Here is a 19,693-nt window from a genome sequence, read left to right on the forward strand (position 1 = left end):
AAACCCCTCATTCCTTTTAACACCAACTCGGAAATAGCCGGAAAGCTTGCAAAAAAGATAAAAAAAACCAGGTGGCTCGATAAAGAAAGTTTTCAGAAACTATTGTCAAAGGAAGAAATTGAACTGGGAGATGAAAATAATCATCCCATTTATGATGAATACCTGACTGAAGCAAACCTGTCAGACCACGTCATCAGTTTCAGACAGACAGTCCCTCGTGTAAGTATTCCGAGAAGTGTATCAGAAAACCTGGGAAAAACCAGTATTTTCTACATGGAACGTATTTACTTTTCTGAGGGTTCCGGCTTATATCTTCTGGCAGAAGGAAATACTGATTTGTTAAAGAAAGGGCTTGAAATATTACAATTTGAAGGCATTGGTACTGACAGAAATATCGGTCAGGGGACCTACACACTCAGCGAAGGCATAATTGAGTTAAATCTTCCGGGAAAAACTGAATATTATACCAATCTTGGACTTTATTGCCCTGATATTCATATTAATTTAGAAGAGCTTCTTGGTTCAAAGGATTCGGGTGAAAAAAAATGCCGATGGGATTTAATCAGGCGTGGTGGCTGGATTACTCAGGAAGGGTTTCTTGGGATCAGGAAAAAATACATTTATATGTTCACTGAGGGGAGCATATTCAAAATTAATATGAATGGGAGATTTTCAGATGGACAGGGCGCCATTGACCTAAAACCAAAGCCTGAAGGGTTGGTGGTACCAGAACATCAGGTTTATCGCTGCGGTAGAACAATTTTTTTACCTGTAAACATTTAATGAGATGATAAATATTGAACAGCAGATATTTCTTAAAATAATCTCACCTGTTTATATTGGCGGGGCACAGGAAAAGAATCTGCAGGAAGGACTTGATTTTTTTGAAAATTACAGAATAATTGAAAGTGAATTATATCATCCTGAAAAAGGTATTGACCCTGATTTACTTGCTACAGCATTAGCAAGTGGTGACAATAACGCCCTGGCAAATTTAATTAAAAAACAAGATGACTGGAAATATCGATATGTCAGAACTTTTATGGGTGAAAAAGGTTCTACCGGTGAAATCAAAGCCTTCATTAAATCCGGAGCAGATGGCAGACCTTATATACCGGGAAGTTCCCTGAAAGGCGCCATGCGCAGTGCAATTGCAAACCATCTCTGTGGAGGGCATGCAAATGATAATCCTGACCCTGTTTTTATTAAAAATTTTGAAAACAGCCTTTTCCGTTATATTAAAGTTACTGATTGTTTTTTTAATGAAGTCAGGTTATACCGTTCCAAAATTGCTTCGCTGGGCAACCGTGGAATAAGATGGAAAGTTGCCCGAACCAAAAATGAAGACAATTTTAACCCGAATGGGTTTGATACGGCTTTTGAATCACCAGAAATTGGCTCATCCAGTTCTTTTTCCCTTAAAATTGCTCAACCATTCTTTCAAAACTTTCAAAGACAATTATCCGGTTTACACCCATATGCCAGAAATTTTCTTAATCAGGATAACATTATTCAACATTTCCTTGAGGCAATAAACCAATACACTTTAAATTTTGTTGACAAAGAAATCAGATGGTTTGAAAATTACAAAGGAGATAAAAGCAATCAGATAATTGACCAGATGAGGAGAATTATAGCACCAGCCAACAGAGGATACCTGATGCGGTTAGGTTTTGGTACAGGTTTTCATGCGATGAGCGGTGACTGGAAATTTGATAATCATATTCAAGTTGGAACTATTGAAAGAAACAAGAACAAGATACCCAGATACAAAACCCGCAGAATTGCTTTCGACCAATGGCCAAATCCATCCTATTTTGGTCCCTTGGGATATGTTTTACTTTCTCTTAATCCATTTGAACAGTCTTCTTTAATTACTCAAGAAAGCTCTCATGAAACCCGAATGGGTGATGTTAAAACGCTGGAAGTTAAGCCTGTACATAGAGATATTATCCTAAAGCCAAATAAAGAAAACCTCCTGGATGCGGAAGTAAAGGAAAACAATCAGGTTGAAGTTTATATGCCAGACGGAACAAAGAAAATCGTCAGACTCGTCAGTGGAAAAGCAGAACCCGGAAAGGTTATTGAGGTCGCTATCTATCCTGATAAAAAAGGCAATTTTAATCAGGCCAGTTTCAAAGGATACAAAAAATAGGCGGACTCCTAACTTAAGATTCATAAAATTGCATCAATAAAAGTTTTACGCATACATAAATCTTTTATTATATTTGCCGAAAGTTTTACATATACATAAAATGGAGAAAGATAAATTTATACCGGAAAAACTTATCAATCGGCAAAAATATATTGATCATGCGGTAAAATATATTGATAAAGACATAATCAAGGTTTTTTCAGGACAGCGAAGGGTGGGCAAAAGCTATATGCTTTATCAGGTTGCACAGCATATCATAAACTCGAATACGGAAGCTAACATTGTTTTTATTAATAAAGAATTAGCTGAATACCGCTTTATTAATACAGAGTTTCAACTGATTGAATATCTGAAAAATAAGGATAAAGCCAGATACAACTATCTTTTTATTGATGAAGTTCAGGAAATTAAGGGTTTTGAAAATGCATTAAGGAGTTTGCTCGCAGACCGAAAATGGGATATCTGGTGCAGTGGGAGTAATGCCTCATTTTTATCAATAGATATTGCAGGAATAATGAGTGGAAGATCTATCGAATTTCGGATTGGAGCATTAAGTTATACTGAGTTTTTGGATTTTCATCATCTCGATGATACGGACAATGCCTTATTGAAATATCTTAAGTTTGGGGGACTTCCTTATTTAATAAATTTATCACTGGATGATCTGACTGTTTTTGAATATCTCAGAGGCGTGTATAACACGATTTTATTTAAAGATATTGTAAACAGACATGGCATAAGAAATATTCATTTTCTTGAAAATCTGGTTCAGTTCTCAGCCGATCATATTGGCTCCTTATTGTCATCCAACAAAATAAGTGAATATTTGAAATCTCAGGGAATCCGCATGGCAACAGTCAGGGTTCTGGAATATTTGAATTACCTGACAGATGCTTTTTTCCTTAAAAAGATTAAAAGAACAGATATTAAGGGAAAGCGGGTGTTTGAGGTCGGGGAAAAATACTTTTTTGAAGATTTGGGTTTACGAAATCTCATTGCCGGTTTTTCGATGAACGATATTGGAAAAATCATTGAAAATGCTGTTTTGCTGCATTTACAGTATAACGGATTTGAAGTACATACTGTTGCCTTGAATGATAAGGAAATTGACTTTGTGGGAACACGTGTCAACGAAAAAATTTATGTTCAGGTAGCCTATCTGATACCTGATCAAAAAGTGTATGAAAGAGAATTCGGAAACCTGAGAAAGATAGATGACAATTATCCTAAATATGTGGTGTCAATGGATCCGGTAATTTCCACAGGCAATTTGGGGATCAAACATATTCATTTAAGAGAGTTTTTAAAAATGGAAATCTAACCAGCAGATGATGAAAAACATTTTTGCCATTACTTTTGGGACAAGCGATGTACAGTTTAACCAGGATGTTGTTGGACGTCATGGCTTTATTATCGCTCAGAACGGAAATATTTTTGTTCTGAAGCACAGGGAAAAGAATATTGAAATTTCTCTGAGACCCAACAGAGACCGTCAGAATTATTATCTGTTATCTTCACCAAGAATTGACGGAGAAAAAGTTTATAATCACATTGCTGATTTTCTGCCTGTCATTGAATTACCACTTACTCTGCCTGTTATTAAACAAATCAGGAAAACTGATCCTGAGCTGATAATTGACTGTTGGTTTTTGGTTGATACCAATCAGGATAAAGAAAAGGTAAAAGAACAACACTGGAAAAATGATACACTGTTTGTGTCCCGAATTTTCAAGGCAAAGCTCCAGTATGTATTTCCGGATGAAAAAGATGAGAAGTTTAAGTTTCATACCATTACTGAAGAGCTAACCAATATTGACAAGCAATACCTCGATTTCAGGAGAAAATGCCCCTATATTTTTGACCTGAAAGAAGAAGAAATTAATCAGATATTTCTGCTTCCGCAGGGAGGGATCGACCAGATCAATCAGGCATTGACACTTCAACTTATTCAGGCATATAAAACGAAAGTGAAGCAATGGCAGCAAGCTGAAGACAAAGAGCCAAAAGAGTTATTTTTTGTACAAAATTTTCTGAATGATTTGAATAAACAAAAGATTATCAAACATCTGGAAGATTATGATTTTGGATTAATTGCAAATTCAGGATTTTTTTCATCTGCGGATGAGATCTTTAAATTGTCTGAATTTGCTCATAGTAAACTAAACCTTGACTATGAAAATCTGGATAAAAATTGCAATTATTATGAAGATGACATACCTGAAAACAAAGCAAAAGACCTTTATTTGCACGCCAAAATATATTATAAACGAGGTGACTTTGGAAATTATCTCTGGAGATTGTTTACATTAATAGAAAACTTATACAGAATTGAAGTTGATAAAGTTTTTGGTAATACAGAAAATCTTTTTAATGAAATAAGAAATAATCCAAATGATAATCAGTGGATAAAAATGATAAAAAAATTTGAGGGATTGGAGGATTTTTTGGAAACAAGAAAAATGAACAATAAAAAAAACATTGAATGGAAAACCCCCAATAAGTTTGCTTATAAATACATTTTCAATTTTCTTATAGATAAGGGTTTTTATCAAATTAATCAGAAAAGAAAAGATAATTTAAATTTTATTTTTAACAAATGCATGCCACTTCTTAGCAAAAGGAATGATATAGCCCATTATCTAAGGCCTGTTACGAAAGAAATCATTGAATCTTCCTTACCCCAAAAAGTAACGTTGGATACACTGAATCAAAAATGGGATGAAATATTTAATATTTCAAAGGAAAAACCATTTGGTGTCTATGACGATATTAAGGACGACATCAAGAATATTTTAAATTTATGGTAACCATTCAATTCGATAATCTTTAATTTTCTTAAATAAAGTGGTATAGGAAATTCCTAACTCTTCTGCAACTTTTTGCTTATTCCCATTGAAATATGCCATTGCTCTGACAATATGTTCTCTTTCAATGTCAGTGAGTTTCCATGAACTCATGTTGAATCTGTTTTCTAATATTCGTGGTGGTAAATCTGAAGGCATTATTATCTCTTTTTGTAATAAATACAGCTTATAAATTAAATTGATCAATTCGCGTATATTACCAGGGAAAGAATAATTAAATAATATTTTTTTTGCTTCCTCGCTAAGAATAAAAACTTTTTGACCAGAAGGTTTATGTCTGGGAACCAAAAAGTTAAAGTATTTTTCTATTTCACTTTTTCCTCTTTTTCTTAAAGGCGGTAGTTCAAGTTCAGCAGCAGCAATCCGGTAATAGAGATCTTCTCTGAATTTACCTTCCTGTGTCATCTTTAATAAATCCTTGTTGGTAGCACAAATGATCCTGACATTCACTTTTTTTTCTACAGTATCGCCAAGCATGATGATTTTCTTTTCCTGTAAAACTCTTAATAAACTTTGCTGCATAAATGGTGAAATATCCCCTATTTCGTCCAGAAACAAAGTGCCTCCATTGGCCGATTCAAAAAAACCCTTGGTATCTTTGATTGCTCCGGTAAAAGCCCCTCTGACATAACCAAATAAACGGCTTTCTATCAGAGTATCGGTTAGGGAAGAACAATTAACTGCGACAAATGGTTTATCCTTTCTCGCTGAATGTTCATGAATAAATCGTGCAAGATTCTCTTTCCCTGTTCCATTTTCCCCTAGAATCAGAATCGGAATTTCATCTGTCATTGCGGCTTTCTCTGCCATTTCATATATTGGTTTTATGGAATCGGAAAGACAAATCTCATCCTGCAAATTAATTGTGGTCGCCACACTTTTAATATACAATGTGTGGGGGACTATTGTATTATCAATCTGAATATACTCAGGTTCAATTTTCCCTTCGGCAAATTCAGGGCGTCTGACCTGAAAAAGATTGAATTTGTATTGTCCCGACACAGCTAAAAAATACCAGACCACCATCATGGTCGGAGTGCCGGGTGAAATGAATACATCACAGCTTTTTTGATGTAATCCAAGTTCAATTAGTTTTTTCTCAAGCTTTTCTCTTACCTCAATGATACTTACAGGATCTTTTATTTCAATAAATACGGGAATGATTTTTTTATCCATCCCAACCAACTTGATATATTCATATATTGCTGATTCTCTTCTAGAATTAATATTATCTCCCATATTCCAAGACATTAACCAGTAATGTTTTTCATATTTATCCAGGTGATATCTATGAAAAGTTGCCGTTGGTCCATTCATGTTAAATGTGATATCCTGGTTAAAATCATTCCCATAAGCAATCCAGCTAATTAAAATTTTACTATCCATTTTCTAAATTAGGTATTTAAATTTTGAATACAAAAATAATGTTTTTCTTCAAAAAACAAAGATGAATCTTTTTTGAATAGTTAGGGAAAATTTTTGTTCAAAATTTAAAGATTGATAATATGGCAAACACAAACAAAATATATGATGTACTGAAAAAAGGGCTTTCCTTCAATCCAAATATGGAACAGATTGAAGCCTTAAAATGTTTAGGTGATTTCATAACAAGCTCATCCAATGATTTCTTCATCCTCTCTGGTCCTGCAGGTAGCGGTAAAACCTCCCTTGTTAAGTCGCTGGTTGATTATTTCGAAGAGAGCGGAACCGGTTATTATCTCGCCTCACCGACCGGTCGCTCTGCCCATATCCTGGGCCGAAAAACCGGCTCTTATGCCGCTACCCTGCATCACCTGCTTTTCATCCCTGAGTTTAACGATAAAACCATGCAAATTTGCTTTACCCCTAAATCAAATAAAGCACATGATTCAATACGCTATTTTATCGTTGATGAAGCATCAATGATCAGCGACAAAAGCAATCAGGAAGGAATGTTTGTGCAGGATGTTTCACTTCTTGGCCAACTGATCAGATTTGCCAAGAAAGGTAATCCGCAGAACAAATTAATATTAATAGGTGACCGCTATCAACTGCCACCTGTGGGTTCAAACGAATCTCCTGCTTTATCTGTCGATTATCTGAGTTCCCGCTACAAGCTCAAAGGAAACAGTTTTGAACTATCGCAGGTAGAGCGTCAATCCCACGACTCATATATTCTTGAAATGGCATGTCAGATTCTGCAATCTATTAAAGACAGGAAGTCTTATACTTTTAACAGTTTCAAAGCATACAGCAGTTTTAGTGCTTCTATCAACAAATATCTGGCTGATTATTCTGATGAAAACAGCGACCATTCCATCATGATAGCTTTTGCTAATTCGCAGGTCAATGCCATGAACACATGGGCAAGAAATTTCAGATACAACTATAAAAATCATCACAATATCATGCCTGACGAACTGATGATATGCAACCATAATGTCATGGTGGGGGAGAGCACACTTTTCAAAGGCAATCACTTTGTTGTCAGAAAAACATGGAAACCTGAAGAATTTGCGGGGCTACATTTTATCAATGCCAAAATCGAATTTACGGATCTATACAATGAGAAGGTTGTCGAAAACACAAAGATCATGATTGAAAGTGTTACTGCTCCTGATGGCAGCATTCCTATTGAAAAAGAAAAACAGCTTTTGCATGAAGCATACAAACGCAACCCACGTTTTCGTGAATCCCGCAACCCTTATGACGATGCTTTTGTCAGTGCTGTCAGAGCAAGGTATGGATATGCGCTGACCTGCCATAAAGCACAGGGAGGCGAATGGAATAATGTATATCTCCATCCCGGATTCAGAAAAGACGACCTCAGGTGGCTTTACACAGCTATCACAAGGGCTTCTCAGAATTTGTATTCATGGTTTGACGGAAAAAATGGTTTAACCTTTTAAAATAAAATCTTATGACAAAGAACTTTTTTATAATGGCTTCAGTTTTTAAGACAAAGACAAATAAGGTAATTAATATACTGATTTTGTCCTTTTTATTTATCTTTTCCACTTTCGTTCATACAAATCTGTTCGCACAGGCAAGGCTTGGTTTTAAAGCTTCTGACATCAGACAAGAGTTTAAAGACCCTGATTATCAACTGGAATCGGGATTTACCAGCGATAACATCTATTATATTACCATCACGACCAGCCGGGCAACTGTTATTTATTATTTTAATGAGGAATGGATCTGTGATGTCTGTATAATTATCCCAGATGATGAAGGTAGCCTGAACTACTATGTCGAGTATTACAACAATCATTATGTTATCATTTCAGAGACAAAGTGGAAAATGTATTCCAAAGAGGGAATTTCTAATATTGAACTGGTATTTACCGAAGATCTCGGATATTTTTTTATGTGGTATTAAAAATTTATGGTTTAACAATTAAAATATAAGCTCATGACAAACTATACAGAAAATAATGCTCAGAAAAAAAACATGATTGAAAGAATAGCAGAGCCGATAAAGCCGCATGCTAATCATCAGATCAATGCAAATATGAAAACAAGTCTTGATTCATCATTACCACCTGAAAATCAAGCAGAAATACCAAATACTACAAAAGTGAAATTGTCAGATTATGGATTTGAACAGGCCGGCATTAACAGGGGTGATCCTACAGCCTTGGAAAACAATCTGTTTGAGATAAAAGAAGGACATATTGTTGATATTACCTATTCAGAAACAGAACATCTGAAGCGTAAAAGCATGATTGAAGATCAAATTGCTGAAAGGAACCGCAAAAAAATTGAACTTGAACAGCAGGAAAAAAATATCAGGGAGGTATTAATACCTGAAAAAGAGCAGAAAATAGGAGAATTGAAATCAGAGATCAAAAAAACCAAAGAAGACGCCAGAAACGGAACACTCATTTCCGGTTACAACCGAACAAAACACCTGCTTTATATCATAATACTCTGGTTAACAGGCATCTACCTCATATTTTTTTATGCCAGTGCAATTCATTCTGCATTTTTCAGAAACATTATTCATGACCTGAAAAATTTCGGAACAAGTGACAATCTATCTATGATGTTAAACAGTATTTTCGACCCAATGGCTTTATTTCGACTGCAGGCTTCTACCCTGATGATTTATCTGGCCTCTTCACTCTTTTTTGCCATGGGATTACTTGCTCATATTTACCTTCACCGCAAAATGAAACTGATTTATAAAATTCCTGTCTTCTTTTTAGCCATATTCATCCCACTTGCTGCCGATTTTTTACTTGCCCGTAAAATTCATCAAAACATTGTTATAGCAGAAACACTTATTGGCTTGAAGGAAACAAACTTATGGTACGAAAGTTTTAATTTCTGGCTCGTCATTATTTTCGGCTATGTAGCCTATATGGTATGGGCATTTCTGTTTAACGAAAGCATTGCTGAAGGTGAAAAAAGAAACGGAGAAAAAGCAGCAGAAAAAATTATTATAGGTCTTAATGAAGAGATAAAAGCCGTAAAAAATGAAATCAACAACCATAAACTTGAGCTTAACAATATTATTTACAATATATTACAACTTGACCAGGAAATAGGATTATTGAAAAAGCAAATTGAAAAACTTCTTCAAGATCCAGACCTTCTGCTCCGAAATCTGCACAACTTTTTTGATGGATGGCTACGCTACCTGAATGCTGCCGAACACCTGAATGACAGAAAAGCTGCATGCATAAAAGTTTTTGAACAGTTTATTGACAATCAGTTTGTTAAAACAAAAATTTACTGACTATGACAAAAAGATTTGAAAATATCATTTTTACCAAGCTCATGACAGAAGCATTATTTCCGAGCTGGAATGATGACAGTAACATTCTTTTCAGATTTGAAGACAGAAATTTTCTTCTTGAGTTGTTTCCAGACAACAATAAATTTATGAAGTTAAAAAGTATAGAGTTTTTCATTTCAGGCTCTGACGAATACATTAATGTTTCGCACATTATTGCAATCAAGGTTGCTGCAAGGTATCCACTGGTGAAATTTTCCTGTAACGGGCATCATTTTACAGCCATCTATGAATTTTTTCTTCATCAGGAAGAACATTTTATTGATGAGCTTTATGAAGGCATAAGTGCCATTGGATTGGCCATCAATGAGTTTTTCTTCAGGCTCGGCATCTTTGAAGAAAATTCTGTAAAGAATAACTCGAATTTGTTAAACTTGAATTTAAATTAAACGGAGGTAGTTATGACAAAGAATTTATTACATATTATTTTTTGGGCTTCATTGATTTTAACTGGCTGTAATTCAGCTAAAAGCACTGTTGAGAGGGTAAAACCTGTCAACTATATTGTCCTTCTTGATTTATCTGATCGTTTAACGGCTAACGGGGTCATTCAGGCCGATAAAGTAATGATTAATGAAGTATTCAAACATTTTGTCAGTGCTGTGCGCCAAAATATTACTATTAATTCTTCTGATAAATTCAATTTCAGGATATTACCACAAAAAAATAATGCCCCTGCCCTATCCGGTTTTGAAAATAAACTGAGTATCGACATGGAAAACATTGATATTCAATATAAAAACGAAAAACTTGAACATCTTTCTTTAATCATTCAACCTTCACTCGACAGTATTTATTCAATTGCATACAAGGGAAAAAATACCAACCTTTACTTTGGTACCGATATCTGGAAATATTTTAACGAACAACTTTCTACCGATTTAAGCAGTAATGCCGATAATATTGTCATTGTATTAACCGATGGCTATTTTGATTTTGAAAATGACCAGCATGCATTAAGAAACGGGAACCGGTTTACTTCTTCCAGCTTTTATTCCCGATTACAAAGTTTAAACTGGAAAGAAATTAGTGAAAAATCAGATTATGGACTTATTCCAATACATTTTAACACACCTTTCAGGTGTATTGTTGCAGGATTGAATCCTAAAACTTCAGCATTGAATGAACTGGATAAATTGACCTATTTCTGGGAAAAATGGATGAAAGAAAGCGGAGAAACTGACTTAACGGTTATATCTAAAAGCTCTGCTGAAAAAATGAAAAAATTATTGACGGAAGCTTTAAACAAAAAAATATGACAGAACTGGTATTAAATACGTATGGCACGTGCCTGGCAAAAGAAAACGATAACTTTGTGGTGATTCACAAAGACGGCCGGCAAATGATTGCCCCTGATAAGATACGTTCAGTGTGCGTCAGCAGAGGGGCGTCAATTACTTCCGATGCTGCCTTGCTGGCTATTCAGAATCAGATCGATGTTGTTTTTATTGATAATAGCGGGAAACCCTCAGGAAGAATCTGGAGTGTAAAATTCGGCAGCATATCAACCATACGCAGACACCAGCTCGATTTTAACCAGTCGAAACATGCTGTTGAGTGGATTAAAGAATTATTAATCAAAAAACTGGATAACCAAATGGCCTTATTGCTTTCATTGCTTCCCGGGCAAAACGAACAAACAATCAAACAAATTGACAATGCTATCAGGCGTATTGATATTTATAAGGAGAAAATCAAGCATTTAGAAGGCAATTATCTAATAGAAATTGCTGAAAATCTCAGGGGATGGGAAGGCATAACCGGAAAAATTTATTTCAACGCGGTCAATAAAGTGTTGCCTGTTGCCTATCAGAGTTCAGGCAGAAGTCAGCATCCGGCAATGGACATCTTCAACTGTCTGTTAAACTATGGGTATGGAATGCTATACGGAAAAATTGAAGGGGCTTTAATCAGAGCAGGAATCGATCCATACATCGGTATTTTTCATCGTGATGAGTACAACCGGCCCGCTTTGGCTTATGATATTATCGAAATTTACAGAATCTGGATCGACTATGTAGTAATCAACCTTTTACAACAAAATGTTATTGATGACGATTGCTACAGCATCAAAGCCGATGGCAGCTACTGGCTTGAAACCATGGGAAAGCGCATTTTAATACAGTCGGTAAATGACTATTTGAGTGAAGTCATCAGTGTACAGGGGCTGGAACGCAGCAGACTCACTCATATTGAATTATATTGCCAGCATCTGGCTCAAATATTTTTAAAGTTTAACCCTTAAAATTTTGAACTATGACAATGCTTGGAAAAAATATCACGGCTTATAACGACCCTTTGGTCAAAATCAGTGAAAAAGATTTATTTTCGATGGTTAAAGACTCTCCTGAAGAGCTGAAAAACAAAATCCATCAATTACGCAATATAGCTACCATCGACCCTAAAAAATACAGACAACTCAAAACCATGTTGCCTTATGTTACCTGCGGCCATTTTAACCCTGCCATTCGGAAAACCGAAAACTTCAGCTCTATCAGTCATTTTATAATTGACATCGACCATCTGAAAGAAAAAGAGCTAAGTGTCGAAAATCTCAGGTTCGACTTTATGCTCGACAACCGCGTAGTTATGGCATTTATCAGTCCTTCAGGTAACGGTTTGAAGTTATTGTTTCGCTTAAAAGAAAAATGCCACGACTATGCTCAGTTCAGTATTTTTTACAAACTTTTTGCTCAGCATTTTTCTCAGCAGTATCAATTATTTCAGGTAGTTGATAACAAAACTTCTGATGTTACCAGGGCATGTTTTCTCAGCTATGACCCCGATTGCAGCTTTAATCAAAAAGCTGAGGCAGTAGATATGAACTCATATATCAATTTTTCAAGCACAATCGAAGTTAAAGAAGTGGAACAAAGCCTTCTCAAATACGAAAAAGAAGTTATGCAAGTCGCAAAAGAACTCATACCAAAAGCTGAGGAAATAAACGAAATTTCCCCGGAAATTCTACATCATATTCGTCAAAAACTTAATCCCAATATCAGAACAAAGAAAGAAAAAATCATTTACGTTCCTGAACAACTCGAAGAAATAATCACAAAGCTTTCCAGAAAACTCAATCAGTTTGACATTGAAGTCAAGGCTATTGAAAACATCAATTATGGGAAAAAATTTGTAGTAAGCCTCAGCCAATATTGGGCAGAAATAAACGTCTTTTATGGGAAAAAAGGATTTTCTGTGGTGAAAACACCCAAACGCGGTTCAAATCCTGAATTAGCAGATATTGTCAACCGGATTTTCTGTGAAGAATTGTATTAAACAATCAGATACAAGTTTTCTATTATCACACGAATCATTCTTCCAATCATATAAAAACCTGTCATTCATTCAAAACTTTCTGTTTTATTATTAACTTCGCAGTTCGTATCTTTGTTTGAAGAAGAAAAAGAATACGACAAAATACATCATACAGATGCCCCGAAGAAAGAAACCTGAAAAAACGCTTGCAGAAAAATTGTTAATGCTAAAAAAAGCAGGTATTAATGAAAAAAGAAATTCAGGACAGACACCAGCCGATGATCAACTTCTACCCTTAGGTGAAAGAATCCGGAAAATATTAGGCATTTTCAGAAAAACAGAAAGTAAAACCAATCGTATGCTTTACTTTATCATGTACGACATTGAAAACAACAAGGTCAGGACAGCTATAGCCAAATACCTTGAAAAACAGGGATGTATCAGGGTTCAGAAATCCATTTTTATTGCCGACACCGAAAGGCAAAAATTTGATGAAATGCATAATACCCTGAAAGAAGTTCAAAGTTTTTACGATAACAACGACAGCATATTTTTTGTCCCGGTATCAAGTGACGAAATAAGAGCTATGAAAATCATCGGACAAAGCATAGATTTCAACTTCTTCCTGAGCAATCCGTCAACCATTTTTTTCTGACCCCGATAAATACATCAGATATAAAACCTTATCTAAGGATTGCATTTTAACTGATATTCAATCACTTACTGATTTGTTTTTTTTAAAAAAAAATCTTTTTTGTAATTTCAGAAAACATCTTATATTTGCGATTGGGAAAAAGTACAAAACAGCGGAAAAATATCCGTTTAATGTCGGATTTTTGTTCTTTAACAGGTTGAAAATTAAGAAATTACAGAATTACCTCTTAAAGCGTAATATCCACTACAACAAGGATTGAGACTGCTTCTGTTCCCACCCACTTAGCAGTTTAGGGCGGCTTAAAGCGTAATATCCACTACAACAAGGATTGAGACATGGCAATCAACACTCCAACCTTTTCTTTTTTTAACGCTTAAAGCGTAATATCCACTACAACAAGGATTGAGACTTCCCGTAGGAATTGTGAAGGTACAAGCCTTCTTTCAGCTTAAAGCGTAATATCCACTACAACAAGGATTGAGACTCCTCCGAAGGCAGAGCCTTCGTTAGTTGTTTTTATTTCTTAAAGCGTAATATCCACTACAACAAGGATTGAGACTCTGAAAGAGAATCCACCCACTCGTGAACAGTGCTTAAAGCGTAATATCCACTACAACAAGGATTGAGACAGCTTTCATGGGTGCTCTTTGAATAAGCTTTCTAAACCTTAAAGCGTAATATCCACTACAACAAGGATTGAGACGTTGCTTATCCTGATGTCATTAACTGTGTCCGCTGTCGCTTAAAGCGTAATATCCACTACAACAAGGATTGAGACATATTCAAAAAACGCTCTTCCGCTATCAACATAATAGCTTAAAGCGTAATATCCACTACAACAAGGATTGAGACTAATATTGAATATTCTTCATCTTTTAATTTTACTTAAAGCGTAATATCCACTACAACAAGGATTGAGACGTCTTTACTGATTGTAAACAAACTTTTCTGTTCTACTTAAAGCGTAATATCCACTACAACAAGGATTGAGACAAATTTTTCTTATTTCGTCCCTTGTTATCCGTCCTTTGCTTAAAGCGTAATATCCACTACAACAAGGATTGAGACAGCTTCAGTAGGGCTGTATTGGTTACAGCATCTTCTTGCTTAAAGCGTAATATCCACTACAACAAGGATTGAGACGTATATGGTTTCCTTGTCTTGAGGGTTTATACACCCTCTTAAAGCGTAATATCCACTACAACAAGGATTGAGACTTATTTATTCCTTCTTATTACAGGATACTCTTTCCTTAAAGCGTAATATCCACTACAACAAGGATTGAGACCTTCAGCATTTAAAATAGCCTGAAGTTTTTCTTGGGCTTAAAGCGTAATATCCACTACAACAAGGATTGAGACAATATAGCCGTATTGGTTACAGCATCTTCTTGCCCAACTTAAAGCGTAATATCCACTACAACAAGGATTGAGACTGTATAAGCAGTTAACAAATCATCTTTAGTAAGCATCTTAAAGCGTAATATCCACTACAACAAGGATTGAGACGCATTCCTTTTTCAAGAAATGGGGGAAAGGATTTAACTTAAAGCGTAATATCCACTACAACAAGGATTGAGACAAGTATTCCCTAAATGTTTTATGTACAAGGTAGGACTTAAAGCGTAATATCCACTACAACAAGGATTGAGACTGTGTTCCGTTGCAGCCAAAGGCTTCCCCACACCAATCTTAAAGCGTAATATCCACTACAACAAGGATTGAGACGAGATTTCAACAACACAATCTAAAGGATTCCAATGGACTTAAAGCGTAATATCCACTACAACAAGGATTGAGACTCTTTAAGATGAGACATAACCCTAATGAAATACCGCTTAAAGCGTAATATCCACTACAACAAGGATTGAGACATCTCATGCTCTCCCAGATAAGACAGATGACCTGCTTAAAGCGTAATATCCACTACAACAAGGATTGAGACTATGATTGTTGAGGTGCTGATAATATTTATTCTGCGGTTCTTAAAGCGTAATATCCACTACAACAAGGATTGAGACTCGTCCAAATATATGTCATTGCAGGTGAAATAAATTTCTTAAAGCGTAATATCCACTACAACAAGGATTGAGACTTATTCTTTTATGACGTAAAACATTATTACTTTTTACTTAAAGCGTAATATCCACTACAACAAGGATTGAGACTATTTTCCAGCAATTTGAATCAATTTTATAAACTTCTTAAAGCGTAATATCCACTACAACAAGGATTGAGACCTGTTAATAACTTTTTCTTGTGTTTCAGTGTCTAATTCCTTAAAGCGTAATATCCACTACAACAAGGATTGAGACTACAAAAATCCAAATGGTTTTGTAGAGCCAACTCTTCTTAAAGCGTAATATCCACTACAACAAGGATTGAGACACCAAAAATAAACCCATTATAGTCTCTCATAACTCTACTTAAAGCGTAATATCCACTACAACAAGGATTGAGACAGCAGTGAATTCGACCAAAACTGAAATTATCATAGTCTTAAAGCGTAATATCCACTACAACAAGGATTGAGACTTTGTCTTGAGATTTCCGTCCATTTTTGCATTCTTATCTTAAAGCGTAATATCCACTACAACAAGGATTGAGACAGGACAAAGAATGTCCAGGCAATAACTAATAGTATCTTAAAGCGTAATATCCACTACAACAAGGATTGAGACCCGTGAAATTAAAACTTATATCATATCTGTATTCATCTTAAAGCGTAATATCCACTACAACAAGGATTGAGACCTAATAGTATTTCTATCGTTGTGTTGATTATCTTAAAGCGTAATATCCACTACAACAAGGATTGAGACCATCAGTTAAATTTTTAAAATACTGCTTCCTGACGACTTAAAGCGTAATATCCACTACAACAAGGATTGAGACTATCTACAAAAATCTAAATGGTTTTGCCAAGCCGTTCTTAAAGCGTAATATCCACTACAACAAGGATTGAGACTGTTCTTTTGCCTTTTTTGGGGCTCTATCAGCAATCCTTAAAGCGTAATATCCACTACAACAAGGATTGAGACCCTATTAAACACGATATATCTGTATTGTTTTAATACTTCTTAAAGCGTAATATCCACTACAACAAGGATTGAGACACTTCATCTAAAATGATGTATTCATTTATGATGTCTTAAAGCGTAATATCCACTACAACAAGGATTGAGACTAAAAACTTTTTTAGCCAATAATTACGGGCATCAACTCTTAAAGCGTAATATCCACTACAACAAGGATTGAGACATTTTATTATTTCATCAATTTTTTCAAGTAATTCTTAAAGCGTAATATCCACTACAACAAGGATTGAGACCTCTAAATCTTCAAGAGTAACTTCTCTGTCTTTATTCTCTTAAAGCGTAATATCCACTACAACAAGGATTGAGACACATAACTACTCCGTTAACAACAATATATCCATTCTTAAAGCGTAATATCCACTACAACAAGGATTGAGACTGAAATTAATAGACTGAATCTTTACTTTCATGATTTCTTAAAGCGTAATATCCACTACAACAAGGATTGAGACCCTTAATGAGGATATGTTCCCCATTAACTTTGACACGCTTAAAGCGTAATATCCACTACAACAAGGTGGAGTTGCTATAAAATAGTAGACACAAAGATAAGTCATTAAGCTGCGGAATTTTTGGTTAATAAATATTTTTCATATTCAGCAGGTGACATATAGCCAAGTGCCGAGTGTTTTCTTTTAAGATTATACCATGTTTCAATGTAATCAAAAACAGACAATGCCGCCTCTTTTATTGTTTGATATTTATGCCAATTAGTCCATTCGGATTTTAATGTTTTAAAGAAGCTTTCTGCCACTGCATTATCCCAACAATTACCCTTTCTACTCATACTTTGCTGGATGATTTTGTGTCTTTTAAGCACTTTTACAAACTCATCACAGGCGTATTGAACTCCTCTGTCTGAATGAAATATTAGTTGTTGGGTAATTGGACGGTTATTTAAGGCCATTCTAAAGGCTGAAATACTTGTCTCATCGGCTTTTAATGTTCTTGATAGCGCCCATCCTATCACCTTTCTATCGCCCAGATCTATAACAGTCGTCAAATAGAGCCAACCTTCTTTTGTTGGAATATAAGTTATGTCTGAAACCCATACCTTACTGATCGTTCCTATGTTAAAATTCCTATCCAACAGATTTTCAGCAATTCGAAAAGAATGCTTAGAATCAGTAGTGGCAACATATTTCTTCCGTACGATGCTTCGAATACCTGAACTTTGCATTAACCGAGCTACACGAGGTCTTGATACCTTATTAAATTCTTTCCTAAGCTCTTCAGTAATCCTTGGACTACCGTAGGTCTTTTTGCTTTTGTTATGTATTTCTCTAATTTTCATTAGTAGAACTTGATTTTCTTTAAATCTTTTTGGAGGCTTGCTTTTCAACCATTTATAGTATCCGCTTTTGCTTACTTTTAAGACTTTACACATCTTTTCAACAGGAAATTTAGTGCGGTTATTCATTATAAACTGAAATATTTCCCATCGCTCTTGGAAAAGATGCCTATTGCTTTTTTTAAGATATCTCGCTCCATCTTAATATCAGCTAACTCTTTTTTAAGCCTGGCAATTTCAGATTCTTCTTCAGTCATCTTTTTCTTTCCATTTCCCGGGAAGCTTTTACCTTCTAATGCGGCAAATTCGCTACGCCATCGATAAATCAGCTCTGGACGAATATCTAATTCATGTGCTAATTCCCTTATGTTTTCCATGGAATAGCTCAACTCGACTGCTTTTAGTTTAAATTCTCGATCAAATTTTCTTCTTGTTTCCATTTTACAAAGATTTTAAAATTCTCAGTTTTGTCTTAACTAACCGTCCACTAAAATATTGCAAGTCCAAGGATTGAGACTCCTTTTCCTAAAGTTTATTCTTCTGCAACCTTTACCTTAAAGCGTAATATCCACTACAACAAGGATTGAGACTACCATCGAGCGTTATTACCATTTTGTTGTCCTTTAGTTCTTAAAGCGTAATATCCACTACAACAAGGATTGAGACTGTATAGAATCTGTGAACCAAAAAGTGCTACTTACACTTAAAGCGTAATATCCACTACAACAAGGATTGAGACCACTCAGTACATAATTTGAGTCTTCCATCAAGGACTATGCTTAAAGCGTAATATCCACTACAACAAGGATTGAGACCACACATCTTTCCCTCCTTTTACTTTGTAGATGGAATAACTTAAAGCGTAATATCCACTACAACAAGGATTGAGACAATGGGGGAAAGGATTTAATTCCCCTAACCTGAATGATCTTAAAGCGTAATATCCACTACAACAAGGATTGAGACATCTTTTTTACCTTGATAAAACGAGGATATGCCACACTTAAAGCGTAATATCCACTACAACAAGGATTGAGACAATTACAGAGCTTCGCAGTCCTTTTTTATATTGCTCTTAAAGCGTAATATCCACTACAACAAGGATTGAGACTTCATAGCCCAAGGTTTAAACCTTGAGCTATGGTCTTAAAGAATAATATCCACTGCAACAAGGATGAGACATAGCAGTATGCGGAATGAGTATTGGTGAATGCAGAACCCGGAAACCTGAAAAAATCTTAACCACCAGAACACCAAGACACGAAGATACTATTTGTATAATTTACTATCTCGTTTTCTCCGCATTCTCTGTGGCAATAAATCCTCCGTGCCCCTCTTTGCTCTCCGTGGTAAGAATACTTTAACCACCAAGACACCAAGACACTAAGAAAATAACTTAGAAGCTTTGTGCCTTTGTGTCTCCGTGGTGAAACAAACCTCTGTGCTCCTCTGTGTCTCCGTGGTGAAAAAAACTTAACCACCAAGACACTAAGAAAATAACTTAGAAGCTTTGTGCCTTTGTGCCTCCGTGGTGAAACAAACCGTGCTCTCTGTGCTCTCTGTGCCTCTGTGGTGAAAAAAACTTAACCACCAAGACAC

Annotated in this window: 14 protein-coding genes and 2 CRISPR repeat arrays; of the genes, 12 read left to right on the plus strand and 2 right to left on the minus strand. The window is 35.5% G+C overall.

What is annotated here, in order from left to right:
- The 4 genes from GX437_00100 to GX437_00115 all read left to right on the plus strand — a co-directional run.
- Positions 1-783: hypothetical protein (locus GX437_00100; GenBank protein ID NLJ06047.1), on the plus strand; the 783-nt coding region annotated here is incomplete at its 5' end.
- A 4-nt stretch (positions 784-787) separates the two neighbouring features.
- Positions 788-2,155, plus strand: a complete 1,368-nt coding sequence (locus GX437_00105) for a hypothetical protein (GenBank protein NLJ06048.1) — start codon at positions 788-790, stop codon at positions 2,153-2,155.
- A 100-nt stretch (positions 2,156-2,255) separates the two neighbouring features.
- Entirely contained in the window at positions 2,256-3,476 is a 1,221-nt protein-coding gene (locus GX437_00110) for an ATP-binding protein (protein NLJ06049.1), read from the plus strand.
- A 7-nt stretch (positions 3,477-3,483) separates the two neighbouring features.
- Complete coding sequence (locus GX437_00115) at positions 3,484-4,962, plus strand: hypothetical protein (protein ID NLJ06050.1); 1,479 nt, start codon at positions 3,484-3,486, stop codon at positions 4,960-4,962.
- Here GX437_00115 and GX437_00120 read toward each other — a convergent pair.
- Positions 4,954-6,405 carry a sigma-54-dependent Fis family transcriptional regulator gene (locus tag GX437_00120; protein NLJ06051.1) on the minus strand — a complete coding sequence of 484 codons (1,452 nt, stop codon included), beginning with the start codon at positions 6,403-6,405 and terminating at the stop codon, positions 4,954-4,956. The two genes, GX437_00115 and GX437_00120, sit on opposite strands and share 9 nt — an antisense overlap.
- Positions 6,406-6,524: 119 nt before the next feature.
- On the opposite strand from GX437_00120, the gene GX437_00125 reads away from it, so the two are divergent.
- From GX437_00125 to cas2, 8 genes are all read left to right on the plus strand, one after another.
- On the plus strand, positions 6,525-7,907 hold the full coding sequence (locus GX437_00125) for an AAA family ATPase (protein ID NLJ06052.1): 1,383 nt from the start codon (positions 6,525-6,527) through the stop codon (positions 7,905-7,907).
- An 11-nt stretch (positions 7,908-7,918) separates the two neighbouring features.
- Entirely contained in the window at positions 7,919-8,377 is a 459-nt protein-coding gene (locus GX437_00130) for a hypothetical protein (protein ID NLJ06053.1), read from the plus strand.
- 33 nt (positions 8,378-8,410) lie between these two features.
- Positions 8,411-9,739 carry a hypothetical protein gene (locus GX437_00135; GenBank protein NLJ06054.1) on the plus strand — a complete coding sequence of 443 codons (1,329 nt, stop codon included), beginning with the start codon at positions 8,411-8,413 and terminating at the stop codon, positions 9,737-9,739.
- A 2-nt stretch (positions 9,740-9,741) separates the two neighbouring features.
- Positions 9,742-10,185 (plus strand): hypothetical protein, encoded by a 444-nt coding sequence (locus GX437_00140; protein ID NLJ06055.1) that lies wholly within the window; start codon positions 9,742-9,744, stop codon positions 10,183-10,185.
- 12 nt (positions 10,186-10,197) lie between these two features.
- The gene (locus tag GX437_00145; GenBank protein NLJ06056.1) at positions 10,198-11,055 is read left to right on the plus strand and encodes a hypothetical protein; all 858 of its coding nucleotides are present in this window, start codon (positions 10,198-10,200) and stop codon (positions 11,053-11,055) included.
- Positions 11,052-12,041, plus strand: a complete 990-nt coding sequence (cas1, locus tag GX437_00150) for a CRISPR-associated endonuclease Cas1 (GenBank protein NLJ06057.1) — start codon at positions 11,052-11,054, stop codon at positions 12,039-12,041. Before GX437_00145 ends, cas1 begins: the two co-directional genes overlap by 4 nt.
- Before the next feature lie 11 nt (positions 12,042-12,052).
- Positions 12,053-13,072, plus strand: a complete 1,020-nt coding sequence (locus GX437_00155; protein ID NLJ06058.1) for a virulence protein E — start codon at positions 12,053-12,055, stop codon at positions 13,070-13,072.
- Between the two features lie 202 nt (positions 13,073-13,274).
- The gene (gene cas2 / locus GX437_00160) at positions 13,275-13,706 is read left to right on the plus strand and encodes a CRISPR-associated endonuclease Cas2 (GenBank protein ID NLJ06059.1); all 432 of its coding nucleotides are present in this window, start codon (positions 13,275-13,277) and stop codon (positions 13,704-13,706) included.
- 225 nt (positions 13,707-13,931) lie between these two features.
- A CRISPR array of direct repeats spans positions 13,932-17,329; the repeat unit is 37 nt; unit sequence CTTAAAGCGTAATATCCACTACAACAAGGATTGAGAC.
- Between the two features lie 30 nt (positions 17,330-17,359).
- Here cas2 and GX437_00165 read toward each other — a convergent pair.
- Positions 17,360-18,534 (minus strand): IS3 family transposase gene (locus GX437_00165; GenBank protein ID NLJ06060.1). Its coding sequence is split into 2 segments (ribosomal slippage): positions 17,360-18,282 and positions 18,282-18,534, totalling 1,176 coding nucleotides; the frame shifts between segments, so codons are not numbered across the junction.
- Positions 18,535-18,574: 40 nt separating this feature from the next.
- Positions 18,575-19,276: direct repeats of the CRISPR family, unit length 37 nt; unit sequence CTTAAAGCGTAATATCCACTACAACAAGGATTGAGAC.
- Positions 19,277-19,693: the final 417 nt, after the last annotated feature.

This window comes from Sphingobacteriales bacterium (assembly GCA_012517435.1).
GTDB lineage: Bacteria > Bacteroidota > Bacteroidia > CAILMK01 > JAAYUY01 > JAAYUY01.

Excerpts from the sequence above, each read along its gene's own strand:
- GX437_00135 (NLJ06054.1), top strand. The coding sequence starts at position 8,411 with ATGACAAACTATACAGAAAATAATGCTCAGAAAAAAAACATGATTGAA.
- GX437_00155 (NLJ06058.1), top strand. The coding sequence starts at position 12,053 with ATGACAATGCTTGGAAAAAATATCACGGCTTATAACGACCCTTTGGTC.
- GX437_00110 (NLJ06049.1), top strand. The coding sequence starts at position 2,256 with ATGGAGAAAGATAAATTTATACCGGAAAAACTTATCAATCGGCAAAAA.
- GX437_00145 (NLJ06056.1), top strand. The coding sequence starts at position 10,198 with ATGACAAAGAATTTATTACATATTATTTTTTGGGCTTCATTGATTTTA.
- GX437_00120 (NLJ06051.1), bottom strand. The coding sequence starts at position 6,405 with ATGGATAGTAAAATTTTAATTAGCTGGATTGCTTATGGGAATGATTTT.
- cas1 (NLJ06057.1), top strand. The coding sequence starts at position 11,052 with ATGACAGAACTGGTATTAAATACGTATGGCACGTGCCTGGCAAAAGAA.
- GX437_00105 (NLJ06048.1), top strand. The coding sequence starts at position 788 with ATGATAAATATTGAACAGCAGATATTTCTTAAAATAATCTCACCTGTT.
- GX437_00140 (NLJ06055.1), top strand. The coding sequence starts at position 9,742 with ATGACAAAAAGATTTGAAAATATCATTTTTACCAAGCTCATGACAGAA.
- cas2 (NLJ06059.1), top strand. The coding sequence starts at position 13,275 with ATGCTAAAAAAAGCAGGTATTAATGAAAAAAGAAATTCAGGACAGACA.
- GX437_00115 (NLJ06050.1), top strand. The coding sequence starts at position 3,484 with ATGATGAAAAACATTTTTGCCATTACTTTTGGGACAAGCGATGTACAG.
- GX437_00130 (NLJ06053.1), top strand. The coding sequence starts at position 7,919 with ATGACAAAGAACTTTTTTATAATGGCTTCAGTTTTTAAGACAAAGACA.
- GX437_00125 (NLJ06052.1), top strand. The coding sequence starts at position 6,525 with ATGGCAAACACAAACAAAATATATGATGTACTGAAAAAAGGGCTTTCC.